Annotated in this window: 23 protein-coding genes; 1 reads left to right on the forward strand and 22 read right to left on the reverse strand. The window is 46.8% G+C overall.

Translation table 11 applies throughout. The annotated features are described in order from the left end of the window. Positions 1-100: 100 nt before the first annotated feature. The 6 genes from MHI37_RS28995 to MHI37_RS29020 all read right to left on the reverse strand — a co-directional run bounded on the left by MHI37_RS28995 (position 101) and on the right by MHI37_RS29020 (position 7,111). Entirely contained in the window at positions 101-805 is a 705-nt protein-coding gene (locus MHI37_RS28995) for a WecB/TagA/CpsF family glycosyltransferase (protein ID WP_083676193.1), read from the reverse strand. A gap of 64 nt (positions 806-869) precedes the next feature. Continuing rightward, on the reverse strand, positions 870-2,054 hold the full coding sequence (csaB, locus tag MHI37_RS29000) for a polysaccharide pyruvyl transferase CsaB (protein ID WP_076336334.1): 1,185 nt from the start codon (positions 2,052-2,054) through the stop codon (positions 870-872). After that, complete coding sequence (locus tag MHI37_RS29005; RefSeq protein ID WP_076336335.1) at positions 2,018-4,162, reverse strand: DUF5693 family protein; 2,145 nt, start codon at positions 4,160-4,162, stop codon at positions 2,018-2,020. Before MHI37_RS29005 ends, csaB begins: the two co-directional genes overlap by 37 nt. Before the next feature lie 37 nt (positions 4,163-4,199). Beyond that, the gene (locus MHI37_RS29010) at positions 4,200-5,927 is read right to left on the reverse strand and encodes a phospho-sugar mutase (protein ID WP_076336336.1); all 1,728 of its coding nucleotides are present in this window, start codon (positions 5,925-5,927) and stop codon (positions 4,200-4,202) included. 33 nt (positions 5,928-5,960) lie between these two features. Continuing rightward, entirely contained in the window at positions 5,961-6,392 is a 432-nt protein-coding gene (fabZ, locus tag MHI37_RS29015; RefSeq protein WP_076336337.1) for a 3-hydroxyacyl-ACP dehydratase FabZ, read from the reverse strand. Positions 6,393-6,577: 185 nt separating this feature from the next. Next, a complete protein-coding gene (locus tag MHI37_RS29020) occupies positions 6,578-7,111 on the reverse strand; it encodes a CDP-alcohol phosphatidyltransferase family protein (protein WP_076336338.1) in 534 nt (177 codons plus the stop codon). A 242-nt stretch (positions 7,112-7,353) separates the two neighbouring features. On the opposite strand from MHI37_RS29020, the gene MHI37_RS29025 reads away from it, so the two are divergent. Then, positions 7,354-9,552 (forward strand): Ig-like domain-containing protein, encoded by a 2,199-nt coding sequence (locus MHI37_RS29025; protein WP_144023648.1) that lies wholly within the window; start codon positions 7,354-7,356, stop codon positions 9,550-9,552. Positions 9,553-9,623: 71 nt separating this feature from the next. On the opposite strand, the gene MHI37_RS29030 is transcribed toward MHI37_RS29025, so the two are convergent. The 16 genes from MHI37_RS29030 to MHI37_RS29105 form a co-directional block, all read right to left on the reverse strand. Beyond that, complete coding sequence (locus MHI37_RS29030) at positions 9,624-9,938, reverse strand: DNA-directed RNA polymerase subunit beta (protein WP_083676188.1); 315 nt, start codon at positions 9,936-9,938, stop codon at positions 9,624-9,626. A 16-nt stretch (positions 9,939-9,954) separates the two neighbouring features. Then, positions 9,955-10,797, reverse strand: a complete 843-nt coding sequence (locus MHI37_RS29035; RefSeq protein ID WP_076336340.1) for a flagellar hook-basal body protein — start codon at positions 10,795-10,797, stop codon at positions 9,955-9,957. Between the two features lie 33 nt (positions 10,798-10,830). After that, positions 10,831-11,694 (reverse strand): flagellar hook-basal body protein, encoded by an 864-nt coding sequence (locus MHI37_RS29040; protein WP_076336341.1) that lies wholly within the window; start codon positions 11,692-11,694, stop codon positions 10,831-10,833. Between the two features lie 172 nt (positions 11,695-11,866). Continuing rightward, positions 11,867-12,859: a rod shape-determining protein gene (locus MHI37_RS29045; RefSeq protein ID WP_076336342.1), complete on the reverse strand. Its 993-nt coding sequence runs from the start codon at positions 12,857-12,859 to the stop codon at positions 11,867-11,869. A 124-nt stretch (positions 12,860-12,983) separates the two neighbouring features. Continuing rightward, positions 12,984-13,271, reverse strand: coding sequence for a sporulation transcriptional regulator SpoIIID (spoIIID, locus tag MHI37_RS29050; protein ID WP_076336343.1), 288 nt, complete (start codon positions 13,269-13,271; stop codon positions 12,984-12,986). A gap of 191 nt (positions 13,272-13,462) precedes the next feature. After that, complete coding sequence (locus tag MHI37_RS29055; RefSeq protein WP_076336344.1) at positions 13,463-14,200, reverse strand: M23 family metallopeptidase; 738 nt, start codon at positions 14,198-14,200, stop codon at positions 13,463-13,465. Positions 14,201-14,282: 82 nt separating this feature from the next. Beyond that, positions 14,283-15,446 (reverse strand): stage II sporulation protein D, encoded by a 1,164-nt coding sequence (spoIID, locus tag MHI37_RS29060; RefSeq protein WP_256710485.1) that lies wholly within the window; start codon positions 15,444-15,446, stop codon positions 14,283-14,285. 114 nt (positions 15,447-15,560) lie between these two features. Continuing rightward, on the reverse strand, positions 15,561-16,751 hold the full coding sequence (locus tag MHI37_RS29065) for an ABC transporter permease (RefSeq protein WP_076336345.1): 1,191 nt from the start codon (positions 16,749-16,751) through the stop codon (positions 15,561-15,563). Next, positions 16,693-17,454 (reverse strand): ABC transporter ATP-binding protein, encoded by a 762-nt coding sequence (locus tag MHI37_RS29070; protein WP_076336346.1) that lies wholly within the window; start codon positions 17,452-17,454, stop codon positions 16,693-16,695. Before MHI37_RS29070 ends, MHI37_RS29065 begins: the two co-directional genes overlap by 59 nt. Further along, complete coding sequence (locus tag MHI37_RS29075) at positions 17,451-18,965, reverse strand: efflux RND transporter periplasmic adaptor subunit (RefSeq protein ID WP_076336347.1); 1,515 nt, start codon at positions 18,963-18,965, stop codon at positions 17,451-17,453. The genes MHI37_RS29070 and MHI37_RS29075 overlap by 4 nt, the downstream gene beginning before the upstream one ends. Before the next feature lie 147 nt (positions 18,966-19,112). Next, a complete protein-coding gene (locus MHI37_RS29080) occupies positions 19,113-20,063 on the reverse strand; it encodes a carbohydrate kinase (protein ID WP_076336361.1) in 951 nt (316 codons plus the stop codon). 11 nt (positions 20,064-20,074) lie between these two features. After that, entirely contained in the window at positions 20,075-21,529 is a 1,455-nt protein-coding gene (locus MHI37_RS29085; RefSeq protein ID WP_076336348.1) for a glycoside hydrolase family 32 protein, read from the reverse strand. 24 nt (positions 21,530-21,553) lie between these two features. Continuing rightward, the gene (locus MHI37_RS29090) at positions 21,554-22,381 is read right to left on the reverse strand and encodes a carbohydrate ABC transporter permease (protein WP_076336349.1); all 828 of its coding nucleotides are present in this window, start codon (positions 22,379-22,381) and stop codon (positions 21,554-21,556) included. Beyond that, positions 22,381-23,265 (reverse strand): sugar ABC transporter permease, encoded by an 885-nt coding sequence (locus MHI37_RS29095; RefSeq protein ID WP_076336350.1) that lies wholly within the window; start codon positions 23,263-23,265, stop codon positions 22,381-22,383. The genes MHI37_RS29090 and MHI37_RS29095 overlap by 1 nt, the downstream gene beginning before the upstream one ends. A 106-nt stretch (positions 23,266-23,371) precedes the next feature. Beyond that, positions 23,372-24,688, reverse strand: coding sequence for an ABC transporter substrate-binding protein (locus MHI37_RS29100; RefSeq protein ID WP_076336351.1), 1,317 nt, complete (start codon positions 24,686-24,688; stop codon positions 23,372-23,374). Between the two features lie 173 nt (positions 24,689-24,861). Beyond that, positions 24,862-25,842, reverse strand: coding sequence for a LacI family DNA-binding transcriptional regulator (locus tag MHI37_RS29105; protein WP_076336352.1), 981 nt, complete (start codon positions 25,840-25,842; stop codon positions 24,862-24,864). Between the last annotated feature and the right edge of the window lie 846 nt (positions 25,843-26,688).

A 26,688-nucleotide genomic window follows, 5' to 3' on the forward strand; every position in this document is an offset into this window, starting at 1 on the left:
TTGCAACTCTCCTTTTCTATCTACCGAAGTGAATTATACTCCGATTGAAAGAGAAATACCAACCCCGTTTTCATCCAATTTTCATGATTTTAACGAGATTTCACGGTGTAGCCCCAGGTTTTGTCACATTTTCTTTGTCCCGCAGCACTTTCACTACGAATTTCGGCAAAACGAGCATTCTTTTGTACCGTTTAGGCTCTTGGAGCAGACGGTAAAGCCATTCCAAGCGAAGCTTCTGAAATACCATCGGCGCTCGCTTCAGCTTGCCCGATACAACATCAAAGCTGCCGCCGACGCCCATAATGAGGGGAACACCGAGTCTTTGCTTAAATTTCACAATCCAAGGCTCCTGCGTATCCGCGCCTCGAGCTACAAACAATAAATCCGGAGCTGCCGAGCGAATGGCCTCCACAACTTCCTCATCCTGCTCTGCACCAAAAAATCCGTTTCGATAACCAACGATTTTCACCTGAGGATATTGCAGCTGCAGCTTCTCCGCCGCCGCTTCAATGATCTCTTGCGAGGTACCAAGCAAATAGGCCTTCCATTTGCGTGATTCCCCTTGCTGAAAGAGGCGATGCATCAAATCAAAGCCAGTGACCCTCTCTGCAACCGGCTGTCCTACATGCTTGGCAGCCCATACGACACCAGCGCCGTCCGGCGTAATAAGATCTGCACGCTGAATCATCGCACTGTAGCTCGAATCATCAACCGCGGACATAATCATGATGGGATTAGCTGTGATCACATGCTTAATCTGCCTTGCTTCAATAGCTGCTGTTAAATAATTGACCGTTTCATCCATACTCGCTTTCGAGAACGGTATGCCATAAATCGGCACTGTCGGTAGTTGTTTCGACAAGAGGAAATCACCTCGATATGTTATGACGCAATAACTGCACAATATGTTGCGCTGGTTTTTGCGATTGTTGTTTTAGAAGGTCAATTGCCGGCTTGTGCTTCGCTTGCCAGCTGGCCTTGTCATCCAGCAGCGAGCATGCCGCTTCAGCGAAAGCTTCGGCATCAAGCTGCTCCGTTGTGCCAATGGAGTTCAGACCCAATCGATTGAGAAACTGATCGATCTTCGGATCGTAGGAGAGGCCAAGCATAGGAACCATTTGGCTGGCCGCATAGATCAGCGCATGGAGGCGCATGCCGAGCAAAGCATCGCATTTGCTGACCGCCAGCAGCATTTGCTGCGGGTCGTCGCTAGGCGCGGCAAGCTCGGCGGTGGAACCGTCGCCGAGCCGGCCGCGCAGCCGTTCCATCACTTCCTCCGACGCTTCTGTGTCGGAGGGGGTGTGGAACGGCAGGAAGCGGAGCCGCACAGGCTTCCGCTTCGATAGCGCGATTAGCGCTTCGGCGGCGCGGACGAGGTCGCCGCCGTCGCTGCGCCAGCGGCGTAGCGATACGCCGACCAGCGGCGGCTCCTGCGCGGATAGCGCGCCAGCGGCTTGCCCAGCTCCGGCTGGCGCCGCGGTTAGCGCAGCATTAGGCGCGCCTGCTGGAAGCGGCAAGCCCATTACAGGATCGGGCACCACATCGATCCGTTCCGTGGGAACGCCGATTCGTCCAAGCAAAGCGGCAGATTCTGAGTCGCGTACAGAGACATAAGCGCTTCGCTTCATGACTCCTCTAATTAACGGGTCCATCCAGCGGCGGTTGACTGGGCCAATTCCCTGAGAATAAACAAAGGTTGGTTTGCCAAGCAGCTGAGCGAGCTTCATAACTCCCGTATAATAAGGGATCGTCTTAGTCCCAGTCGCATCCTGCAGAAGGCTGCCGCCTCCGCTAATCAAGCCATCGCTGCTCCGCAGCGCGTTCCATAAGTCACCTGGATGCATGCGGCGCACAGATTCAACTCCATACATTTGGCTTGTCCACACAGGATCAGCCGACAAGACGATCGGATCAATCCGAACGCCTGCTGCTTTTCCTTGCTCTTCCAATGCAAGCAATATAGAACGCAGGACAGCTTCGTCTCCGCTGTTGCTGAAGCCGTAGTAGCCAGAAATCACTATTTGACGGACTTGCGAATGATTGCCGGTGCCCATTTACGAACTGCCCCTTCCACTAGCTGCCATGCCACAATTAAAATACATCCAATAATTAAACCAGCGCCGAGGCCGAGCAATACCCGGATGATGGAAATGTACAATGGCGTATGAAGATGCGCGAAGGTATCCACCATCGACAGCTGTCCAATCGAGCCAATAATAATAAGCAGCCATGCTGCGCGATAGCGCAGAGATAGGAACAAACCAAGAAGCAATAATGGATGCGCGAGTAAAAACTCCTTAAAGCGCGGACGCACACCAAACAACGATTCCAAAAAGTGCCGTATAACAAGCTCAAGTGAAGATACCTGGCCGCTATTGCCTGTACGTGAAAGGTAGTAATAACCTATCATTCCAATAACCGCCGCCAAAATAATCCATGATAGGGTTATTGGCTTCGTTAACAGAGGTTTCAGCTTTCCTACTGACATCTGACCATTGTAGAGCAGCACATAGATAGCAACGAGTACAATCGGCGCTAGATGCAGCAGACTAACGCCGCGAAATTGCTCCAGTACTAGGTTATACGTAATATTATTCAGCAATCCGAATACGATCGGTACAGCCATCAATGAAATTAACGTAGCGACAATAAACCAATTCAACGCGAGCCCAAAGCGTCTGCCCGTAGACAAAGCCGGGAAAATCCATTTCATTCGGCTTGCTTGCTCATAAAGGGCACCAGGCTGATGTGGTGCTTGTCCTTGCTTTTTGCTGCTTATCGACCATTGCTCTCCGCCTACAGCACGGCGCTCGCCGATCGTACGAGAATAAATGCGGTTCATGACCCACACAAGTGCCAGCGTTGGCGCTGCAATAGCAGCTCCGAGAGCAAGCCCCTGCTCCATAACGGAGCTGTTCAGCTTGTACAAGCCCGCGCTGCCGACGATACCGATTGCAAATGCAGGAATATACACACCCGGAATGAACGCTCCGATTAATAATGCGATCAAAGCGACCGCTGCCACAGCTACGATTGCGCGAACAGGTTTGCTCCATGAGGCCGGCTCATAATCGAATGGCTCTGGTGTTCCCGGGGTAAAGCCTGCTGCTGTCAGCTTGGTAACAATTCCTTCCTTGCCGCTCATAGCTTCGCTAAGCTTGTCCAAGGAATGTACGATTTTTGCCTTATCCGTATTAGAGGATACCGTACCGTTGATGAAGAACATACGAATATTACGGTCCTTAGCAGCTAGAAGAAACCGATCAGCGATTGCTTCCGATGACATCGTCATGCCGTCATTTTCGGACAAGGAATAAAGCCTTACTGCATTGTAGTTTGTAATATATGCGAGCTTATTCATACCTTGTTGAGGTTTTTTTAAATTTTCAATCGTTGCAACGCCCATATCATATTTTTTCAGCAATTCTCCGAATTTATCCAAGCTGTTGTCTTCTGCCTGATCAGAGGCTCCCTTTACTTTGTCGCCATCAAACAACACTCGAGTGACGCCATAGCCTTTCATTTTGACAAGGAGTGCTTCTGTCAGCTCTTGATTATAAGGCTTAATTCGATCTGAAAAACGCGGCAAAATGCTGAAGCCTGCATCATGAATCGTCTGCAGCGTCATCGGATCAAAGTCCATCGTTTGCATAATCGCCTCAGCAATTGGAACTTCAACGACAATACCGTTTCGTCCGCCATAAGACCAATCACTGTATGCCGCATCGGCTCGATCGAATGCCTCGCGTACAATCGGACCCACCAATTCTTCTTCCTTTGAGCCATTAAATAAAATATAAGTGAAGTTTTGACCAACAGGCTCAAACTTGCTTTGCAGCAGCGCTGCATCTCTAGTGCTGTAAAAGGTCAATCTGCCTGAGAGTTGAAGATCCTTAAGCGAGCTCTCATAGACAGCCATCGTCGTAATGCCAGCTTCCTTCAGCATCGCTATTTTTTCCGCAAGAAAGATTTGTGGTCTTGGCTGACGATCTGCTACATCAGTAATATCCCGATAATCGAACACATACTCCACGTGCTTGGATGATTTCTCCATATCCATGCGAACAGCGCCAAGCGGCAAAGCTGCCGCTACGCCAATTAATGCAACTACCCATAATACAAACCTCGCACGTCGATTCCATTGCTGCCAACGTAAAAACACGTAATTCCTCCGTTCTAAACAGGTTGATTGTCGTTATTTATTCGCTTCGGTCTACCCGTTCCATAACGGCAGTCTTGAGCGCATGCAGCGCACGATCAGCAGTATCCTTCGACTCGCCCTTGACCGCAAAATAAACTTTAATTTTCGGCTCTGTGCCAGAAGGACGCAAACAGAACCATGAGCCATCCTCAAGTAAATATTTCAGAACATTCTCAGGACGCAGCCCATCATGTCCTTTTCCGTAATCAAGCACTTGCTCTACTTTAACGCCATTAATTTCGACGGGCGGGTTTTGACGCCAATCGTCCATAATGGCACCGATTTTTTGTACACCGTCAAAGCCTTTAAGCGTACGCGATTCCAAGCCCTCTAGATAGAAGCCGAATTTAGCGTAAAGCTCCAATAATACATCATATAATGTTTTCCCTTGACTGCTATAGTATGCCGCAGCCTCTGCGATCAATAACGCCGCGACGATTGCATCTTTATCACGTGCATAGGTGCCTGTCAGATAGCCGTAGCTTTCTTCATATCCGAAAAGGAAAGTACGCTCGCCTGTTTGCTCATAACGAGTCATTTTTTCCCCAATATATTTAAAGCCGGTTAATGTATTTTCAACAGATACGCCGTACGAGAGGGCAATATCCGCCCCAAGCTCGCTCGTTACGATCGTCTTGATTACGACACCGTTATCCGGCAGCTGGCCGCGCTCCTGCAGCTGGCTAAGTACATAATGTACCATCAGCGCACCAGATTGGTTGCCTGTTAGGACGACATACTCGCCCTCGTTATTTTTTACAACTGCCCCCATACGGTCAGCATCTGGATCAGTTCCAATAATAATGTCAGCATTGACCTGCTGTGCCAGCTTGATTGCAAGCGTAAAAGCTTCGCGTTCCTCAGGGTTAGGGGATTTCACCGTGCTAAAATAACCGTCTGGCTGCTCTTGCTCCGGCACAATGTGCACATTCGTAAAACCAACCTTCTTCAAAACCTCTCGAACGGGCATATTGCCTGTTCCATGAAGCGGTGTAAACACGACGCTAAACTTCTCGCCAATGCCGTCTTTAATAAGCTCTGCATTCAAGCTTTGTGACACTACAGTATCAATAAACTGCTGATCTGCCTCCTCGCCCAGCCACCGAAGCAATCCCTTAGCTTCCGCATCCTCGCGAGTAAGACGTTTCACTTCATCGAAGCCCGTAATTTGGCTGATTGCCGAAATAACCTGCTCTGCCTCTTCAGGGATGAGCTGGCAGCCGTCAGCTCCATAAGCCTTATAGCCGTTATACTCAGGAGGATTATGACTTGCTGTAATGACGATACCGCTAGCTGCGTTAAGCGTACGCACCGCGTAGGAAAGCTGAGGGGTTGGACGCAATGCAGAAAACAGGTACGTTGTAATCCCGTTGCCAGCTAGTACAAGTGCCGCGTCCAGCGCAAACTCAGGTGAGTAATTACGAGAATCATGTGCAATAACAACGGACGGGCCAGCACCATTCGATTTAGTGCCAGCAACCAGCCAATTCGCAAGCCCTTGCGTAGCCTTACCGACGGTATACGCGTTTAAACGGTTTGTACCCGCCCCCATCACACCACGCAAGCCGCCTGTACCGAATTCAAGGTCACGATAGAAGCGATCTGTAATTTCTTTCTCCTGTCCTTCTAGGCCTCGAAGCTCTTCCTTCGTCGCAGCATCAATTAGCGGATCATTTAGCCACGCCTCATATTTAGCAATAACCGTATCATTAGTTGGATTCGTCATAATTAGCAGCCTCTTTCATTCATGAATTTAAGTTTATGAAGGATTAGATAAAGCAAACATAAGCTCACCTTCGGCAACGATTTGATCGCCAACCTTTGCTGTTCCTTGCCCTTTGCCGATAGATCCCTTAAGTCTCGTAATTTGCACCTCAAGCGTTAATGTATCGCCTGGCTTGACTTGACCGCGGAAGCGGAACCCGTCAATCCCTGCAAAAAATCCAAGCTTGCCCTTATTTGCTTCAAGCATCAGCATAGCAACTGTACCGACCTGCGCCAGCGCCTCTACAATTAATACGCCTGGCATAACCGGATATCCGGGAAAGTGACCGACAAAATAAGGCTCATTCATCGTAACATTTTTGAGACCGACTGCCCTTACCCCTGGCTCAACCTCCAAAATTCGATCAATAAGCAGAAATGGAGGACGGTGTGGAATAATTTCTTGAATTTGATTGATATCCAGCATGTGAAAAAAAAGCCCCTTTCAATATTTTAAGTAGTATAAAAATCCAGTAAATGTACGACACTATACATATCCCTCATAAACTGCAGTTTATGAAGGTTAAGATAAGGGGCTTGGCTGCTTTTGGACCAGAAGTGTCCTACGCCAAGCCTCTTTTTTCCTATGTAAATACCTCTAAGAAGAGAAGATCACGAATGCCCTGTAGGCGTTCCCGCAGCAGGCTTATTGAGTGCCTTAAACATTGCGATATACATGATTGAAGTAAGGAATGAAAAAGCAATGACCGCCCATAAATACGAGTGCGCATTTGGCACTTCAAAGAAAATCAGCATAATGGACCCATAAAACAGCACAGTTGTCAGCTTTCCCATCCAATTGGCAGGCACCGTCTTTTTTCCCCTGAAATGAAAAAACATTCCTCCCGCTATCATGCCCAAATCGCGCAAAAACATCGCTGCAGCCGCCACCCAAGAAATATGGCCGGAAATAAGCAGCGATACAATAACGGTTATGAGCATCAGCTTGTCAGCAAGCGGATCAAGCATCATGCCAAGCTTCGTCACCTGGCCGTTCCTTCGCGCAATATAACCATCAAGCACATCGGTTACGCCCGCAGCCAGCATAATCAAAAAGGCAGGAATCAGATGCCCTTGTGCGAACACCGCTATGTAGACCGGAATCAATACAAAACGCAATGATGTTAATAGATTCGGCAGATTCAAACTCTCACACCCCTCTACCTATTGCTGACTGCTCACCATGGTTCCCAACTATTATACAACTACCTCCAGCAAAAATAAAACTATCACGCTTCGCACGATAAGTGTAGATCCTCGAAAGCTCATTTATTCTCACGCCTCAACAAACTTTTATTTACTTTTTATGGTTACTGTATTCATTATCTTCATCTAATAACCGTTATTAATAGAAGACCATTACTTTAAATCAGGAAGGATAGGATGTAGTGAATTATAGTTTACGCTCGAAATCGTCGTTCAAAGAAACTCGCAGGTGGCTTGCCGCGCTGCTCACTTTTGCACTCCTTATGACTTCATTTTCCGGTGTTGTGAACGCAGCAGAGGATACCGTAACCGGAATCGAATTCACTTATGATTCATCGGATTTCAACAGCAGCACATCATCGCTCCAGACTTTCGTAGAAGATGACAAAGTAAATCTATCCGTCTTCGCATCCGATTCCAGCTCCTCATCCAAAAAGGATGTTACATCAGATGCCACATGGAAATCGTCAAACACTGCACTCGTAAAGGTCGAAAGCGGTATGTTAACCGGTGTTGGCAAAGGTACCGCAACCATAAGCGCTACCTATAAAGGCTATACGATTTCCATCAAAGCGGCTTCTGACTATGTCTATGATTCCGTTACCCTCATGCAGAACAACACGACCGCACCTGAGAAGATGGATATCGAGATCGGAAACACTTTAAGTTTCACGCTGAACGGTACAAAAGCCAATGTCACAAAGGACATTACGGATGATGCCGTATGGACCACCTCCAATTCAGCAGTCGCAACCGTCGATGATGGTACCCTTACAATCGTTGGTGTTGGCACTGTAACGATCACGGCCAAGTATAAAGGGAAATCAGATGCCATTACCATTATTGTATCATCGCCCTATAAATCGATTACTATTGATCCCGGATCATTAGTTGAGCTCACTATCGGCTCGGATGACAAAGAACTAACTGCATCAGTCGCTCCAAAAACAGGCGGAACGCTGGAGGTTACCGAAGAGGCCAAATGGGTCAGTGCCAACGAGAAGATCGTAACTGTCAACAAAGGTGTTCTCTCCCCTGTTAGTGCAGGCAAAACAACAGTCACGGTATCGTACAAGGGAGTAACCGCTTCGATTGATGTTGTCGTTCGTTCTGCCTACCAATCGATCAAGCTCTCACCTGAAAAGGAATACCATATGCTTCTGCAGGATGCACCACTTCAGGTAACCGCAGAGGTGCTCAGCAACTCTAACGTTACCGACCTAGTGACAAATAAAGCGGTTTGGACTTCTTCCAACGTCGTAGTTGCAACTGTGTACGAAGGTAAAGTAACACCTAAAGCAGTGGGTACAACAAAAATTACAGCTGCCTATATGGGCATTAGCCGGAGTATCGACATTACCGTATATCCAAGCGTTACCGGAATTAGTATCGAAACTGAAACAATCGATGGTTATGTTGACATAAGTGAAGACCTGCCTGTCGTAATGGCAACTACCTTTGATGGTTCGAAGGTCGATGTGAGCAAGCTTGTTTCCTGGACCAGTGAGGATGAGAAGGTCGCCATTATTAAAGATGGGAAGTGGTTGGCCAAAGCAATCGGCGAAACCGAGCTAACCGCGACCCTTGATGGAAAAAAGGCAAAAACTGAACTCACTATTCATGTGAAGCCATTAAAGCTGCTCGCGGACGTTAAGGATGTCAGCATCATTTTAGGCAAAGAGACACCGCTTCCGACTGTTACTGTCATTAATGAGGATGGCGAGGAAGAAGATGTTTCAAGCAGAGTCAAGTGGAAAACGACCTCAGACAATATTGTACTGAAGGAAACGACCATGAAGGGCTTAGAGGTGTCCAGCATAACGCTCACCGCTACGTATCTTACGAAGAGCGTGACTGTCCGTGTGAAAATTGAAGAAGAGATCGTCAAGCTTGTCGTTGAGCCTGCGACTGTAGAGATTTATCCAGGCAAATCAAAATCCGTTAAGGTTACGGGTTATTACAAGAGCGGTAAACAGGTTTCGCTTGGTTCAAAAATGAATTGGGAATCTGGGAATCCGAGCATTGCCACCGTCAGCAGCACATCGGTTAAAGGTGCGGCTGTCGGAACGACTAAAATTACAGGCTCCTACCAAGGCAATACGGTAATCGTTCCTATCGTGGTATCACAAAAGCTAAAATCGCTTTTGCTCTCAACTAAATCGGTACAGCTAAGCAAGGGCGGGGTCTATGACGCCAAGCTTCAAGCCAATTACACAACTGGAAATCCCGCTAATGTAACAGGCGCCGCCGTTTGGACATCGTCCAAAGCAAGCGTGGCCACTGTTGTATCAGGAAAAATAGTTGCCATTGGCAAAGGCACAGCCTCCATTAAAGCAACCTATGCTGGCAAGACCGTAACCATTCGAGTAACGGTAAAATAGTACTAAAAATGATACAGAAAAAGCAGATCAGGGCTTGAAGCCTTGATCTGCTTTTTGTTTGTTATGAATCATCATGCTTCTGCAAAGATCAGGTCATATAGATGCCGCCATGTGGCCCACTGGAAGACGTCTTCCTCCGGCTGCTTGCCCACAACAACGTAACCAATATAAAGCCCCGCAGCAAGCATAATTAGCATGATGAGCGGTACGATGCTCTTTCGCAAAAACCAAAGAAGCACCTTCACCCCTTTGGGCCGCCGCTTCTTCTTGGAGCCTCCGTCAGTCTTTGCACGACTAGCGCGCTTTTTCTTCTCGGGGCCTACCTCATCCGCTTGACTCCCGAATCCAATTGCTTCACGGTCGATTCGTTCATCGGCCATACTCATTTACATCATCCTATCCTTATGCGCGCAGACCGTTCGTTAGGCTCATCATCGTATCACTTGACGATAACGCTCTAGCTGCCAATTGATAAGCTCGCTGCACATTAATAAGCTCAGTCATCTCATCTGTCAACTGGACATTCGATTGCTCCAAGGAGCCTTGGCGCAATGAAATGAGATTATCTGAATCTGGTACAATTTGCTGTACCACATCGCCTGTATTAATTCCGTTCGCAATAACAAATAGGTTATCAGAAACCGCAGTCAATGCCGCTGGGCGTGAGGCGTGCAGCAGCTTGATGCTTCCAAGCTCAATCGTGCGATTCGAGGAAACACCAAGAACCGTTCCGTCCGTATTCACTCGTAAACTATATCCTTGAGGCAATACAATATTACCCTCAATTACAGCTCCTGTATCAGCATTTCTAACGTTAGCGACAACCGGATAGCCATCTTCCGTTGCCAAAATCGTATCACCGTTTGCGCCGAGCGTCAACTGAAACGCGCCATTGCGCGTGTAAGCACGAGTACCGGCACCATCTACCTCAACCTCGAAAAGGGCATTTCCTTCAATGGCAATATCCGTATCTTTATCTGTGCCTTGCAGCGGGCCTTGTGATAGATTGGGTTGAATAGCTGTCATTCTTGAGCCCCAGCCTTGATTAAAGTCCATAGGTGTAAGCCGGCCTGGCTGATCGAATGCCTCAGGCTGGCTTCTCAGATTAGTAAGAAGATCCTCGAAGGTTGCTTCCTTGCGTTTGTACCCTACCGTATTGATATTAGCAATATTATCCGCGAGCATATCCAGCTTCTGCTGAAGGCCGTTCATGGATACCATAGCATTAATCATCGAGCTGTTCATTATTCGTACACCTCCGCTGCTTTAAGCCAAATGTTATATGCGACCGACGTCATTAACTGCCTTGCTTAAGCTTTGATCATAAAACTGGATCACCTTTTGATTCGCTTCATAAGCGCGGAGTGCGGACATCAGATCAACAGCCGCTTGGGCAGCATCAACATTCGATCGTTCCACATAGCCCTGTCTTACCTCGATCCGCTCATTTGGAGCGATAGCTACGACTTCGCGCTCATCCCCTGAAAAACGAAAGCTTCCGTTCCCTTCACGCACAAGAAGATTCGGGTTATCAATTCGACTAATGAGCAGTTGTACGCCTACATCCTGTCCATTTGCATCAATGAAGCGCTGGTTGTCTGTCAATATCAGACTATCAAGTCCAACGCCAGCCGGCATTTGAATAGGCTGACCATTCGTGCCTAATACGTGCGTGCCATCACTGCCCATAAGGAAGCCTTCCTCAGTCAACGTAAACTTCCCGCTTCTGGTATACCGAACCTCGCCATTTTGATCCTGTATTGTAAAAAAGGCTTGCGGCTGGAACGTAATTTCACCATCATCGCTAACATTTTTGCCGGATGCATCAAAAGCTAAACCATTCACTTCAATGTTGGAGACCAAAGCAAAATCAGACGAATGATTCGTCTGTGTCAAGTCGCCTTGCAGATGAATAGATAAGCTTTCTTCTGCAAACACGCCATTCGTTAATTTGCCGATCTGAGTGAAATTCTCTTTGCCCGCTCCCGTCAAAGAAAGCATAACCTCAGGGAAAGAGCGGGTAACCGCATTGCTCTGTTTATAGCCTGGCGTATTTATATTTGAAATATTATTAGTTACCGTATCATGTCGGCGCTGCTGAGAAATCATGCCCGAAGCTGCGGTATATAAACCTCTTAACATCGTTATAACCTCCTTGGCCGCTTTCAATCCAACTTCCTATCTATGTTATCGGTTGAAAGCAAGGCTGGCTGAATAGCTTGACCCTGCGACCTATGACCCATTTACGCCTCGGCTACGCCCCCCTAAGGCTCCCTACCCGCGCATATGAGGTTATACTAGGCCGCTGCTGCCCTTACTTTTTCCCAAGCTTGTCCAAGTTATCAAGAAGGATGCCTGTGCCTTTAACCACGCAGTGCATAGGATTGTCTGCTATAAGCACAGGTACCTTAAGCTCATCAGCGAGAAGCGAATCAAGACCGTCTAGCAAAGCTCCCCCGCCTGTCAGAATAACACCGCGGTCAATGATATCCGCCGAAAGCTCCGGCGGTGTACGCTCCAGCACCGACTTAGCAGCAGAGACGATGGACATAATCGGATCCCATAGCGCCTCGCGTATTTCTCCAGAACGAATCGTCAGCGTTAGAGGCAGCCCAGTTACCATGTCACGCCCACGGATGTCCATCTCTTTCTGCTGGCCGTTCCCGAGAACGGTACCGATCTTGATTTTTATATCCTCACTCGTTCTTTCACCGATTAGAAGCTTGTATTTGTTTTTGATAAATTTCATGATAGCATCATCAAATTTATCGCCTGCAACCTTAATAGAAGAGGCCGTAACAACGTCGCCCATAGAAAGAACGGCTACGTCTGTTGTGCCTCCACCAATATCTACGACCATATTGCCGCTGGGCTGGAAAATATCCATTCCAGCCCCGATTGCGGCAGCCTTCGGCTCATCCTCAAGAAAAACTTCCTTAGCACCGCTGCGCTCAGCGGCCTCACGAATAGCTTTCTGCTCCACGGATGTGATGTTCGTAGGTGCGCAAATAAGAATACGGGGACGGCTAAACCATTTCCGTCCCTCGACACGGTCAATAAATGCTTTTAACATAATTTCTGTAATTTCAAAATCAGCAATGACACCATCGCGCAGCGGGCGAATCGCTATAATATTGCCAGGCGTTCGTCCCACCATGCGATGCGCTTCTTCGCCAACCGCAAGCACGCGCTTCGTATCGCTTTCAATCGCTACAACTGACGGTTCATCAAGCACAACGCCTTTTCCTTTTACATGAATGGAAACATTTGCTGTACCAAGATCTATCCCGATATCCTTGCTCAACATAAGGCTTAAGTCCCCCAACGAATAATAATTACAAAACGTACATTTGGTTCCCTTGACACAGAAACCGTTCACGTTCATTATTCGCCAAATAAGACAAAATTCCTCTATATTTCGTGAAAAAACTTCATAGCTTGCCTGCTGCCTGCACTTCACGCTTTTTCGTGCTCGTTTTCTTGTATTTAATCTTGGTCGCTTCTCCTCCCCTCAGGTGACGAATCGATTTGTGGTATTCGAGAATGTTCTTAACCTGATCAGCCAAATCAGGGTTTATTTCAGGAAGCCGCTCAGTCAAGTCCTTGTGCACCGTGCTTTTGGATACACCGAACTCTTTGGCAATCGTTCGCACCGTATGTTTTGTCTCCACGATACAGCGGCCTATCTTAATGGTTCGTTCCTTGATGTAATCGTGCACGTTCCCGCCTCCCTACTCGAGATAGTTTGGTACATTATATGAGTAGGTCGGGTATATATTCTTTATGGTCAAGCCTGACAGGCCTTAATGTGAAAAAATTTTCATAAAAACGTAAAACAGGCAGGGAATTAACCCCTGCCTGTACGTCTTTAGTCCTATTTTTCTGAAAAGGTGCTTCCCTGCATCAACGACTACTCCACGATCAGATCGTTTGGATTAACCGCCTTGCCGTTATTGCGTGTTTCATAATGAAGGTGGATGCCCAAATCGCGTTCAAGATCATTGCGGCCTGCTTTGGCAATGACGGTACCTTGCGTGACATCGTCGCCTTCTTCAACCGCAACCTCCGTTACGCTTTGATACACGGTCACAAGGTCACCAGCATGCGTAATTTCGATGACATTGCCATTGGTCGGATGCTTCTCAACATAGGTTACTTTGCCCGATAGCGCAGCAAGCACGTCGAAGGTGTTTCCATCCGGGTCAATAAAATCGATACCCATATGCGGCGAGAAGGTATTTCCAGTTTGAACTACTGCCGCTTCCCGTTCTGCATCAGTCGCTTTATCATCGTAGAATGGAAGCAGCACCTGCATTGCGGCTTTGTTAACGAGCGGCCACTGCATCAACTCATCACCAACAACAATCTCTGCTGCATCAACTTCTTCGCCTTCAGCTGCAATATTACCTTCTTGTGAAACTTCAGTAGGATCGACTTTTCCTGTTGTTGGAGTATTCTGATCCGCCCCCTGATAGATCCACATTAAGGTTACGATAATTGCTGCCGCGGCCATGAAGATTGCTGGAGATACCCATCGCTTTGCAAAAAGGTTCTTCCATCCACTGCTAGATTTGGCGGCAGACGTTCCTCCCAGAACAGTTTTGGGAGTTTCTTCTGGTTTTTGCTTCGGTTTGTTTTGATCATTCATTTTCTATCACCTCACTAGCCATTGTTGCCAGATCTGCTAGGTTTATACGTGAGGATGATATGAAATATTGAAAGAGTTTGAGTTATGAGCGGCTAGCGATCTGTTTTGAAAGCTTTGAAGCTTGCTCTACCTGAACGCTAGAATAATAATGGGACAATATTTCCTCCGCGCTAGCCCCTGACTGAGCCATCCCATTGGCGCCCCATTGGCTCATCCCGACACCATGACCGTAACCGTAGGTTGTAATCGAAATCGTGTTCCCCTTGATGCTCCATGTGAATTGAGAGGAAGCTAGACTCAGCTTTTCTCTTACCTCTCTCCCTGTGAAGCTCGTTCCTGCTATCATCATTTTACTAATGCGATTGCCTTCTGTTTTCTCTACGATGCGAATCGATGATTTGGCAGATCCTTTACTCGCAACTCCAAGCTTGCTATAGAACTCATTAAGAGACAGCTTCACGGTCTCTTTATATCTTGGCGAGATAGACTTATCCCATGGACTCTCTACACTGCGCAAATAAGGAATCTCCTGCAGCCAATAATCCTCTGAGTTTTCCGTATACCCATTGCTTGTTGAGAAGAAGACAGCCTCAATCGGTTCACCCTTATACGTAATGATCTTCCCTCTCGTCTGTGCGATCGCTTCATCCAGCTTGTTCATATTCGACTTCTGTTCATTGCCATCCCATTTGACGGCAAGCCCTTGTACCGAAATATAAACCTGATGCTCGGTGGTATCCGTCACATCTGCATCTTTAACAGGCATCCCAACATCATTGCCTTGAACGATTCTTCGAATGATATAAGTACGCGCCGCAATCGCCTGCGCCTTAAGTGCCTCCAGCTCGAAGCTGACTGGCATTTCCGCTGCTACCACACCTCGAACATAGGTTTCTAGCGGCACGCTCTCCACACGCTTTTCCTCTGTCACATAAACACGTACGAGAAGCTGATCAACTATAGTCGGTTTTTCCGTTAGCGTTTCTTGATCGGAGCTCGGCCTTGAGCTCTGCTGCGCATTAGACTTCTGAGTGTTAGACCGCCCCCCTTCGGCGCTGTCCTTCACCAAAGGCGCAGACACCGTATCGGAGCGAGCCTGTACATGCTGAAGCTCGTTCAGCGAAAGCCTCACTAGCAGCATTGACGCACCCAGCATAGCACCAACAGCAAACCATGCCATCCAGCGGCTTGTCCTGAGATTATGAAGCATAGAAACTATTGAAAACTTCCCTATCCCTCTTTTCATGAGCTCTCCTTCCATCTTGGACGGCAAGAGCGAGCAGCCGCAGCCCCTCTCTCTTAAACCGATCTTGATGGTTCAGTCTATGAGCTGAAATAATAGGGTAGAACCGTTTCATGGCTAATCGTGGCGAAGAGCGTCAACAGGACGCAGACCAGCTGCTTTATTCGCAGGCAAATAACCGAACACAACACCAACAAAAGCAGAGAATGCAAAGGCCAGCATAACCGTATCTATTGGAACCTCGGTTTCCGTTTGCATAACCATACCAATAATAAACGAGGCGGCGTAACCAAGTCCGATTCCAAGTGCGCCTCCCAAACCGCTGATGCAAACCGCCTCTACTAAAAACTGAAACAGAATGTCCCGCTTCTTGGCACCTAATGATTTGCGAATCCCAATCTCGCGGGTGCGTTCCGTAACCGATACAAGCATAATATTCATAATGCCTATCCCACCTACAATAAGAGAAATAATCGCCACATAGATTAGCTGTCTGTTCATCGTTTCATTAACTGAATTCAATGTCTTCATAGCTTCCTCTTGATTAAGCACACGGTAAGAGTTTTCATTGCCGCGAAATTTCTCATAGAGAACCGCTTCAACCGCTGTAACGGTAGAAGCCATCAGCTTTGTGTCCGATACAATCAAGTTAATAGTAGAAACGCCGCTCGTTTGAAATATTTTTTGAGCTGTCGAGACCGGAATTAATATTTTCTCATCATTTGATCCCGTGAGAGAGCTGCCTTGCGATTCAAGCAATCCGACTATGGTGAACATATAACCGTTAATCGTTATCTTCTTGCCCACCGCGGCAGCAGGATCAACGCCTTCATCCTCAAACAGATCTGCTGCGGTAGCCACCCCGAGGAGCGCAACCTTCGTATTGTTATGAATATCTGGAGAAGCGATATATCTTCCATCTTGCACGGGAAATGCCTTCACATCTTCATATGCAGTCGTAATTCCTTCTACGGTGACCGATACTTGCGTTTTTCCGTATTTCGCATAGCCCGTCGTGCTCGTCACCGGAGCTACTCCTGCTACATTCGCAATCTCACCAAGCTCATTAGCTTCGTCCACAGAAAGCGTCGTTACTGTTCCGCGTCCCACTATGGTAACCGACAGCGAATTCGGGCTCCCTAGAGACGAGACCTGCTTGGCTACTTCGTTAGAGGATGCCTTACCCATAGCTACAAGTGCAATTACCGTTGCAACACCAATCAAAATGCCGAGCATAGATAGAACAGTTCTAAGCTTGTTGGACAAGACGCTTTTCACTGCCATCTTGAGCCCCTGCGTAAGCTTCATCGCTGTCCCTCCTTTCACGCTCCGTCAGCACGCCATCCCGTATAATAACGGTACGTCTGGCACGCTTCGCTACCTCCATATCATGCGTAATCAGGACAATCGTCTGTCCGGCTTGGTTGAGCTCCTCCATCATGCTGAGTACCTCCATGCCAGTCTTGGAATCCAGCGCTCCTGTCGGTTCATCAGCGAGCAGCATCGGCGGATTCGTCGCAAGCGCGCGGGCGATAGCTACACGCTGCTGTTGTCCGCCTGAGAGTTCATTCTGACGGTGGTGCATACGATCTCCGAGCCCTACCCGCTCAAGCGCCTCCATCGCCCGCCGCTTCCTCTCTTTGCCCGGCAATCCCCGGTAAATAAGCGGCAGCTCGCAGTTCTCAAGCGCCGTAAGCTTAGGAAGCAAATGATACCCTTGAAAAATAAACCCGATTTTCTTATTGCGCATTTCTGTTAGCTTATTATCACTCTGCCCCGTCACCTCAAGCCCTTCAAGCTTGTAGCTGCCCACGCTTGGCAAGTCAAGACAGCCTATAATATTCATTAGCGTCGATTTGCCCGATCCTGATGGGCCGACAATTGCAAGAAAATCACCATGAGCAACCTTTAGTGAAACCTCGTGCAAAACCGTTGTTTTCTCGCGCGCCATCGTATATGACTTCGAAATATTGACCATCTCGATCAAAGGAACATAAGGTGCATTGCTCATCGCATGCCACCTCCACCGCCGCCCATGCCGGCGCCGCCTCCGCCCATACCCATGCCGCTTGGGAATCCACCCATACCGCCTCCGCCAAATCCGCCCTGCTGCATCGTTGTCGCTTCCGCAGCAGAGCCCATTCCTGCTGCTCCTTGAGCGATAGGAACAAGTACGCTGTCTCCCTCGGAGAGACCCGACACAATCTCCACAAAGCTTTCATCGCTAAGTCCTGTTGTCACTTCTACCAGCTGCCCTCCAAGTGCATTTGGCATCCGGCTTCCGCCAGATCCTCCTGCTGCTGCAAAGCCTCCCCCAGCCGCTGTACCATTGCCCTCTGCCGATTGTCCGGCTCCTGCCTGTGATTGCCCGCCTTCTGCCGCCGATTGTCCTACAGCGGCAGATCCTCTGCCTCCGCCGCTTGGCCTCGTACCACCAGCTGCGCTGCCCTGGCCTGCTGCCGCACCCTGCCCGCCACCGACTGCGCCGCCTTGTTGACCTGCTGCCGCGCCTTGTTGTCTGCCGCCCGCCGTACTGCCCTCTGCTGGCTGTTGTGCTGCACCAGCTTCTGTCGTTCCATCATTATTCTCACTAGGAATCCGCACAAATGATCTTGTCCCCATCTCCACAACAGCATTAACAGGAACAAGAACGATATTTTCCTTAGCTTCAATCGTAATGGCCGCTTCACCTGACATCCCTGCCATAACACCCTCAATATCGTTAAGCTGGATATTCACTTTAAATGCAGATGAGCCATTGCTGGATGTACCCTCCCTCTCAATCTCAGATACGGTCGCCGCAATCGTTTTATCTGTAATCGAGCTTAAAGTAATCGCCGCCGCTTGTCCCACCTTTACAGCAGAAATATCAAGCTCATCCACCGAAGTTACAAACTCCAATAGCGTGTAGTCTACAATAGAAGCGATCGTCGTATTTGCATTAACCTCATCGCCGACTTTGATCGTCATTTCTGTAATTTCACCATCAATGGACGCTGTCACCGATTTTTCTTCCTTCGCTTGATCTTCATAAATATTTTGCAGCTCTTCTTCATAATCCGCTATTTCACCATTCGTATTTTCAATGTTTTTTTGAAGTGATTTCTTTGTCACTTCTTCATTTTCCGTACCTGTTGCTTCCTTATAATCCTCTTGATACTCTAAAATCGATTCATTCAGCTTCGCTATATTTTTTTCAATCGTTGTTATCTTATCGTCGTAGTCATCCGCAGCTTCAAAGGTAACGAGAATTTGACCCGCTTTAACCATATCGCCTTTCTGGACATTAACCGTTGCAATAGTACCGCTCTTGCCTGCTGTTACCGTTTCTCTAGAGTTGGCAGAGACGGAGCCCGTCCCGCTAATTTGCTTGACGATAGACCCTTTGGTGGCCATAACCGTTCGCGATGTAGCCGTTTCACCTGCCGCTTCCTTATCTTTAGCAAAATAAAAATAATAAGCACCTGCTCCAGCTGCAGCCAAAATAATCAAAATGCTGAGCCCTATCGTCCATTTCTTCATGTACTGTAATCCACCCTCCATCGGTCTTAGTGAGAACGAATATAGCACACTAAAATGAACGCAAGATGAACAAATAAGAGCATCGCTCTCCCCCGCCAGATTCGGCAGGAAAGAACAATGCTCTATCGATATTGCTATTCTCTCTTATTACAGAGATGGAAGCTCGTGCAATTCAGGCAGTGAGGAAATCGCCCCTGCTCTTGTCGTCGTCAGCGCGGCGGCGGCATTCGCAAAAGCAACGATCCGTTTCGCATGCTCAGCCGTAAGTCCCTCAACCGTCCCTTTATCTATTTGAAGCTGATACAGCAATGCCCCAATAAAAGCATCGCCAGCTCCAGTCGTATCCTTAACTATTACCTTCTGGCCCGGAACAGATACTTCATAAGAAGGCGTATGCCAAACTGCCCCCTCCGAGCCCTTTGTATAGACAACCGCCTGCACATCGCCTACAAACAAAGAAGCAATAGCTTCCTTCTCATTCTCGATGCCAGTAATAAAGGAAAGCTCGTCGGAGCTTATTTTCACCAGATGGCTTAATGGAATAAACTCCAAAATCGTTTGCCTGCACTGCTCCTGATCCGCCCATAGCGGAAGCCGGACGTTTGGATCAAAGCTAATCATGCCGCCTGCTGCCTTCATCGCTTCGATCGCCCTCAGATGGGCATACTTAACAGGAGCTTCTATAAGATCAACTGAGCAATAGTGCAATATGTCTCCTGCTGCAAACCATTCTCCGTCGATCTCATCCTCTGAAAGCAGCATGTCGGCGCTTGGGTTTCGATAAAAGGAAAAATCCCGATCACCGTCTGCCTTTAAGCTGACAAAAGCAAGCGCCGTGTTCGTCTCATTCGTCCGAAATACATGGCTCGTATCCACACCGATGGCCTGCATCGTTTCTACAAGAAAATCACCAAACGCATCTATTCCGAGCTTACCGATAAAAGCACTGCTCCCACCCAGCTTCGCAACCACGCAAGCTACGTTAGCAGGAGCACCGCCAGCCTCCTTCGTAAAGCCGGTCACGTTCTTTAGCTCAATGCCCCGCGTATCTGGAATAAAATCAATTAACGCTTCACCAATCGTATACAGCTTAGACAGTTTAAACCCTCCTACTTCATGTCCCATTTCTTAAAAGATAACATAGAACATGCACCTTCGCTATACGCTTGAATGCCTAGCGAATGAGTACCAGGATAAATTCTGCCGGTCATAACCTTCTCGCCGCCTTGAATAAATACCTCAACAGAGGATTTATCTACAAAAATGTTCAACGCGAGCAATCCATCCTTCAGCGCTACCTTAGCTCTGCGCTCTCCGCCAAGACCGATGCCAGACTTATCACGGTTAAATCGGAAAGTCTCCTCTGCCGAAAGATAGGACAGTACCGTCTCTTCCTCGCCGTGCACCCGCAGCTTCAAGCCAAACTCCTCCGCTTGATCCGCTTTAAAAACGACCTCAAGCTCGTAGCAGTCCCCACTGACTTCCATATCTTTAATGCCTGATAAAGGAACACCGCCAGTCTCATAGCCATTCTGACGATAAGCTTTCGTTTCCTCCACAGGCTTGAACAATAACGACTCGCCTTGCAAAACAACCTCGCGTGGCAGCGTCATCGCGCCTGCCCAATAATGGCCCAGCTGTGTCGGAATTTCGCTTTCCCAAGTCTCCATCCAGGCCATGATGATACGTCTGCCCTTCTCGTCAACCGTCGTCTGCGGAGCATAATAATCAAAGCCGTAGTCAACGGGCTCATAACGATCGTAGTTAAAGCTGCTTTGCTCGATATCCAATCGTCCAATCATATAAGTGGTGGAGTGTAAATTATGATAGTTGTCTCCTTGTGCAGGCATGCGCTGCGGCGACATCACAAGTACATCTTGCCCGCCCAGCTCAAACAGATCTGGACATTCCCAATTATCGCCAAGCTCCTCATCGCCCCGTGCGATTTCACCCACTATAGTCCAATCTACTAAATCATCAGAGCGATATAATAAAATCAACCCGTGACCCTGCCCGTCATTAGAGCCTAGCACCACATAATAGGTGCCATCACGCTCGAACACCTTTGGATCGCGAAAATCCTTTTGGCTTGCGCCAGCTGGTATATCTTCGGCACTAATGATCGGGTTGGAAGCCAGCTTCTCGAAATGGATACCATCCTCGGATACGGCTATATTTTGATTTTGGCGGTAATCGTTATCTCTATCTGGTCCTGTTACAATGTGTCCGGTATACATCAAATAAAGCTTGCCTTCCCGCTCAAAAGCGCTGCCGGAGAAGCAGCCGTCGCGATCATAAGTCTGATCCGGCGCTAGCGCAACAGGCAGATGCCTCCACGTCATAAGATCCCGGCTAACCGCATGTCCCCAGTGCATCGGGCCCCATACCGGCTGGTATGGATAATGCTGATAAAACATATGATATTCTCCATTGTAGTAAATAAAGCCGTTAGGATCATTCATCCAGCCAAACTCGCTCATTAAATGAAAGTTAAGCCGGTATTCATCTTTAAGCAAATATTTACGCTCAGCTACGAATGCATCGGCATTTTCTCTGGTGTACAAAATAAAGCATCCATCCCTTGCTAATTATTTAATTGAGCCCTGCATTACCCCTTGGATAATATATTTCTGTGCAAACAAATAAACGATGAGTACTGGCAATATCGTCAGCGTAAGCCCAGCCATAAGCGGTCCATAATCCACCGTATACGTTCCGAAAAAATAAAATGTGGATAGCGGGAGCGTACGTGCATTCGGTGATATCAAAACCAGGGAAGGCAGCAGGAAGTCATTCCAAATCCACAATATATTCAGAATGGCAATCGTAACCGTAGTTGGGGCCAGCACCGGAAATACAATTCGAAAAAACGTTTGCGTCCGCGTGCAGCCATCAATAAGCGCCGCTTCTTCAAGCTCAGCAGGTATGCTTTTGACAAATCCATGATAAATAAAAACGGCAAGCGGACTGCCAAAACCAACATACATATAAATAAGGGCCCATTTGCTATTCATAAAACCAATGGAGCCGTAAATTTTGACGAGAGGGATCATAATGGCCTGGAAAGGAATTATCATTGCCGCTACCATTAAGAAGAAGGTGTATTGGTTCATCTTTGTTTGGTTTCTTACAAAATAATGAGCTGTCATTCCTGCCAAAATCGAGATCAATACGACGCTAAGCACCGTTATTACAACAGAGTTCGAAAAAGCGGACATATAGGACATTTTATTGAAAGCATTCGTATAATTACTAAAGCTAAAGCTATCCGGCAAGGACAGCGGACTTGAGGTAATTTCCTTATTCTCCTTAAACGAATTGATTAGCAGCATGAAAAAAGGGAATACAAACGCTACTAATAAAATGCAGAGGGCAATGAACTTCGTCCACGAAAGTATTCGGTTCCTATTCTCCATCACGCCTCCACCTCCAGCTTCTTGCTAAAATAAACCTGAGCAATCGTGATCGTAGCCACAAGCAGGAACAAGACGAAAGCCTCTGCTTGACCTACTCCATAATCTCGCGATAGGAATGCCTTCTCGTATACATGCATCGATACCATTTCCGTGCTCTTGAAAGGTCCGCCCTTCGTTAGGGAGAGGTTTAGATCATAAACCATAAAGCATCTTTGCAGCGATAGGAAAATACAAACGATAAAAGATGGAACCATCAGCGGTAAAATCATTTTACGCATCTTGGTCCATAAGCTCGCACCATCGATACTTGCCGCCTCTAAAATATCCTTAGGCACATTCATAAGCCCAGCCACATAAATAACCATCATATAACCGGCGTATTGCCATACTGTAACGATAATCATAGTCCAAAATGCTTTATCAGGGTCCGCCAGCCATGAGGTGCTGAATAAAGGGATACCCCATTCTTTCCCCAGGTAAACGAGTACGTTGGAAAAAATAAATTGCCATACGAAGCCGAGGATAATACCGCCCACCAAGTTAGGAATAAAGAAACCCGCTCTAAAAATGCTTTGCCCCTTCAATCCGCTTGACAATACATAGGCCAGTAGAAAAGCAACGACATTAATAAGCACAACTGAAATAAATACATACTTCAAAGTCAGTAAAAATGATTTCCAAAAAACAGAATCGTTAAATACTGCAACGTAATTGCTAAACCCGACCAGGCTGCTAGTCGTTGATATGCCATCCCAGTTTGTAAAGGTCAAATAAATGCCATACAGGAAAGGAATAATCATTACTGCAAAAAAAGAAAATAAAGTAGGTCCGGTAAACAGCAGTCGCAATCGCAAGCGATTCCACAGCCCTTTTTCCGTTATCATCATGATCCCTCGCATTCAGGCATGGTTTTGTGATTCAAAATGCTATTTAAGGTAAACAGCTTACCCCGCCACTCAGCGGGGTAAGCTCATTTGCAGCTTTAAATAATTACTTAACCGATTTCCAATACTCTTGGATCTCTTTAGTCAAAGTTGCGCGGTCGCCTGCTCCAGCTAGATATTTTTGCATGGATGCGCCAACCTTAGCCCAGTGATCTGCAGGCAGAGTGCTCATGGAGTCTTCTGTTTTGCCTTTTGCAATATACTCAGAGATCGACTTCGCAAGCGGGTCCTGCGCTTCAAGCGTAATGTTCTTGAACGCTGGTATAATATTTGCTTTGTTCACAAGGAAGTCTTGTCCCTTCTCACTGTAGACCATCCACTCCAAGAACGTTTTAGCTGCTGCCTGCTGCTCCGCTGTATTTTTCTCTTTATCGAGCACCAAGCGCTTCGAAACAGCAGAAGAAATTTGTGTATTGCCGAAATCGTCCGGATTATTGCTTACTGGGATGGGAAGAAAACCATATTGGCCGCTTGCCGTATCAAAGCTGCTAATTTGCGGCCATGCCCAGTTTCCTTGGAACCAGATACCTACCTCGCCTTTACCCAGTACTTCCGGACCTCTTTCATACGTTCCTGCCAATGGAGATGCTTTATCAATGTTGTATTGTGCCATCACATCAAACGTATCCATTAAGCCGTTAAATACAGCATTGCTCGTCAAATCAACTGTACCTGCTTTCAAATCGTCTACGAACTTCGCAACAACAGCAGTATCAGCCGATTGTCCTGCATACGCAAGCGGCAAGTAATGAGCCCCGAGCGACCAATCCATAGGAGAGATAATAAGCGGCGCTTTGCCGGACGCCTCGATTTTTTGGAACAAATCCTCAAGCGAGCTTGTTGTATTAATAGTTGCCGGATCAAACGATCCACCAACAGCTTGATCTACAACCGCTTTGTTATAAATAAAGCCATAACCTTCAATAGCAAGCGGGAACGCATAGTTTTTGTCGTCGAACGTGGTTAACGCGGTACTGCGCTCAACAGCATCGGCCATCCATTTCTCTCCACTTAGATCGAGTACACGATCCTTGAATTTCTCAACATCTCCTGTATCCAGCATCGTAATCGTTGCCGGATTTCCTGACGCATACAACGCAGAAGCTTTCTCAAACGGAGATTGCCCACCAGGTACAGGTATAATTTCAAGAGTAATATTGGGGTAATCCTCTTTAAATGCTTTGGCAGCGTCCTCCAGTTGTGTCTGAATTTCACCCTTAGAGTTAAGCAGCGTAATCTTGACAGCTGATTCTTTATTCGTCTCTTTTTCATTAGAACCGCCTGCATTATTACCACAAGCTGTAACGACCATAACAACCATAAGCGATAAAGCCAGTGCTTGTATCCACTTCCAATTTTTCATTGTATTGCCCCCCGGAGCTCAAAATTTAAATGCGGCTCACCGATCGTGTAAACCGCTTTCACAACGTATTATATAATTACTTTACCTGTATGTCAATCGTTTGACATGTCAAACGATTGACATACAGAATAATAATAAAAAACCCTTGCTGTGCATGGGTTTTCATGTTCAGCCTACTTCGTGGAAGCTCGTTCAATTAACGTTACTGGAAAAGTATTTTCAGTCTCGAAGGCTTCCTTGTTCAGCTGCTTTATAATTAAATCAACAGCGGCTTTTCCAATCTCTTCAATAGGTTGTTTCACCGTCGTCAGCTCAGGTGTTATCCATTTGGCAGCATTCACGTCATCGTAGCCGATGATTTTCACATCACCCGGCACCCGTCTGCCGGCAGCCAAGCATTCTTTGACCGCAAATGCAGCAATAATATCGCTCGTCGCGAATATGCCGTCTATATCCGGATGGTCCTGAAACAATTGATGCATAATTTGCTCGTACTGCAATTGATCAAACACGTTCATATCAGTTTGAATAATCATATGCTCTATCCCATGCTCGAGCATGACAGCCTGAAAAGCTTCGGTTCGCTGATTAGCTAGCATTTGCAGCTCTAAATTACCGCAGATATGCGCAATTTTTTTGCAGCCTTTTTGAACAAGCAGCTCCGCCGCCAAGCTTCCTCCCGCACGATTGTCTGAGGATATATACGGAATTTCCTTACTGATCTGACGATCAATCGTAACGATTGGTGAGCTTAAGCTTTTGTACTCATCAACCTGAAGCGTATGACTGCCCATAATAATGCCATCCACACGGTTTCGTTTGAGCATTTCGATATAATCCTTCTCCTTATAAGGATCAAGCTGAGAATTGCATAAAAGCAGTTTAAAGCCAAGCTCATAGGCGTAGTTCTCCACATGATTCGCAAGCTCGCTAAAAAAAGGATGAGAAACGCTAGGTATGATGAGTCCGATGACGTTCGATTGTTTTCTTAGGAGTGAGCGGGCAATTTCATTAGGCTGATAATTTAGCTCCTCCATGGTCTTGTAAACCTTCGTTCTTGTTGCCTCACTAATATAACCCCGATTATTTAAAACACGGGAAACCGTCGTTACAGATACGTTCGCTTTTATTGCTACATCGTTTATCGTTGCCATGGCCGCCCCTTTGTCTTGCTGTAGTCCATTAAGTATAGCTAAATCCACAGCATAATCAATCTGTATAAGCTGAACTAGAAATTTACGTTTCGGGTGCTGCGCGAGTAGATCATTCTTACGATCGCTGTTGCAGCCAGATTTTTTGATTTCCTAAGACATTTAAAGGTAAGAATCCGGCTGCAAAGGCGAACACTTCGTTTCTAGAGAAACGATCTTCTCGCTTCGCTATATCTTCATTTTTCAAATTCAACTTATTAGATGGAATTTCTCCCTTTATTTTAAGGAGTTTTAACTTGTTTTGGAATTTAGATGGAATTCCTCCATCTAATTCTAAGGAATCAGCCGAAATTCATAAGAAACAGTAAAATTAACTGCACAAATTCCATCTATTTCATACTATGAAGCGAATAACGTTATTTTAACGGGAGAAATTCCATCTAATTAATATTCATTGCATTTATAAATGTGAAGTTAAAACGAAGCGAGTAAACTACTCTTTACGAACACATTTGCAAAGCCGAACACTTCGTTTCTTCAGAACGATCTTCTCGCCTCGCTAGATCTTCATTTTTCAAATCCAACTTATTTAGATGGAATTTCTCCATTTATTTTAAGGAGTTTTAACTTGTTTTGGAATTTAGATGGAATTCCTCCATCTAATTCGAAGGAATCAGCCGAAATTCATAAGAATCAGTAAAATTAACTGGACAAATTCCATCTATTTCATACTATGAAGCGAATAACGTTATTTTAACGGGAGAAATTCCATCTAATATTCATTGCATCTTTAAATGTGAAGTTAAAAACGAAGCGAGTAAACTATTCTTTACGAACACGGCTGTAAAG

This window comes from Paenibacillus sp. FSL H8-0548, from assembly GCF_038630985.1.
In the GTDB taxonomy this organism is placed as follows: domain Bacteria; phylum Bacillota; class Bacilli; order Paenibacillales; family Paenibacillaceae; genus Pristimantibacillus.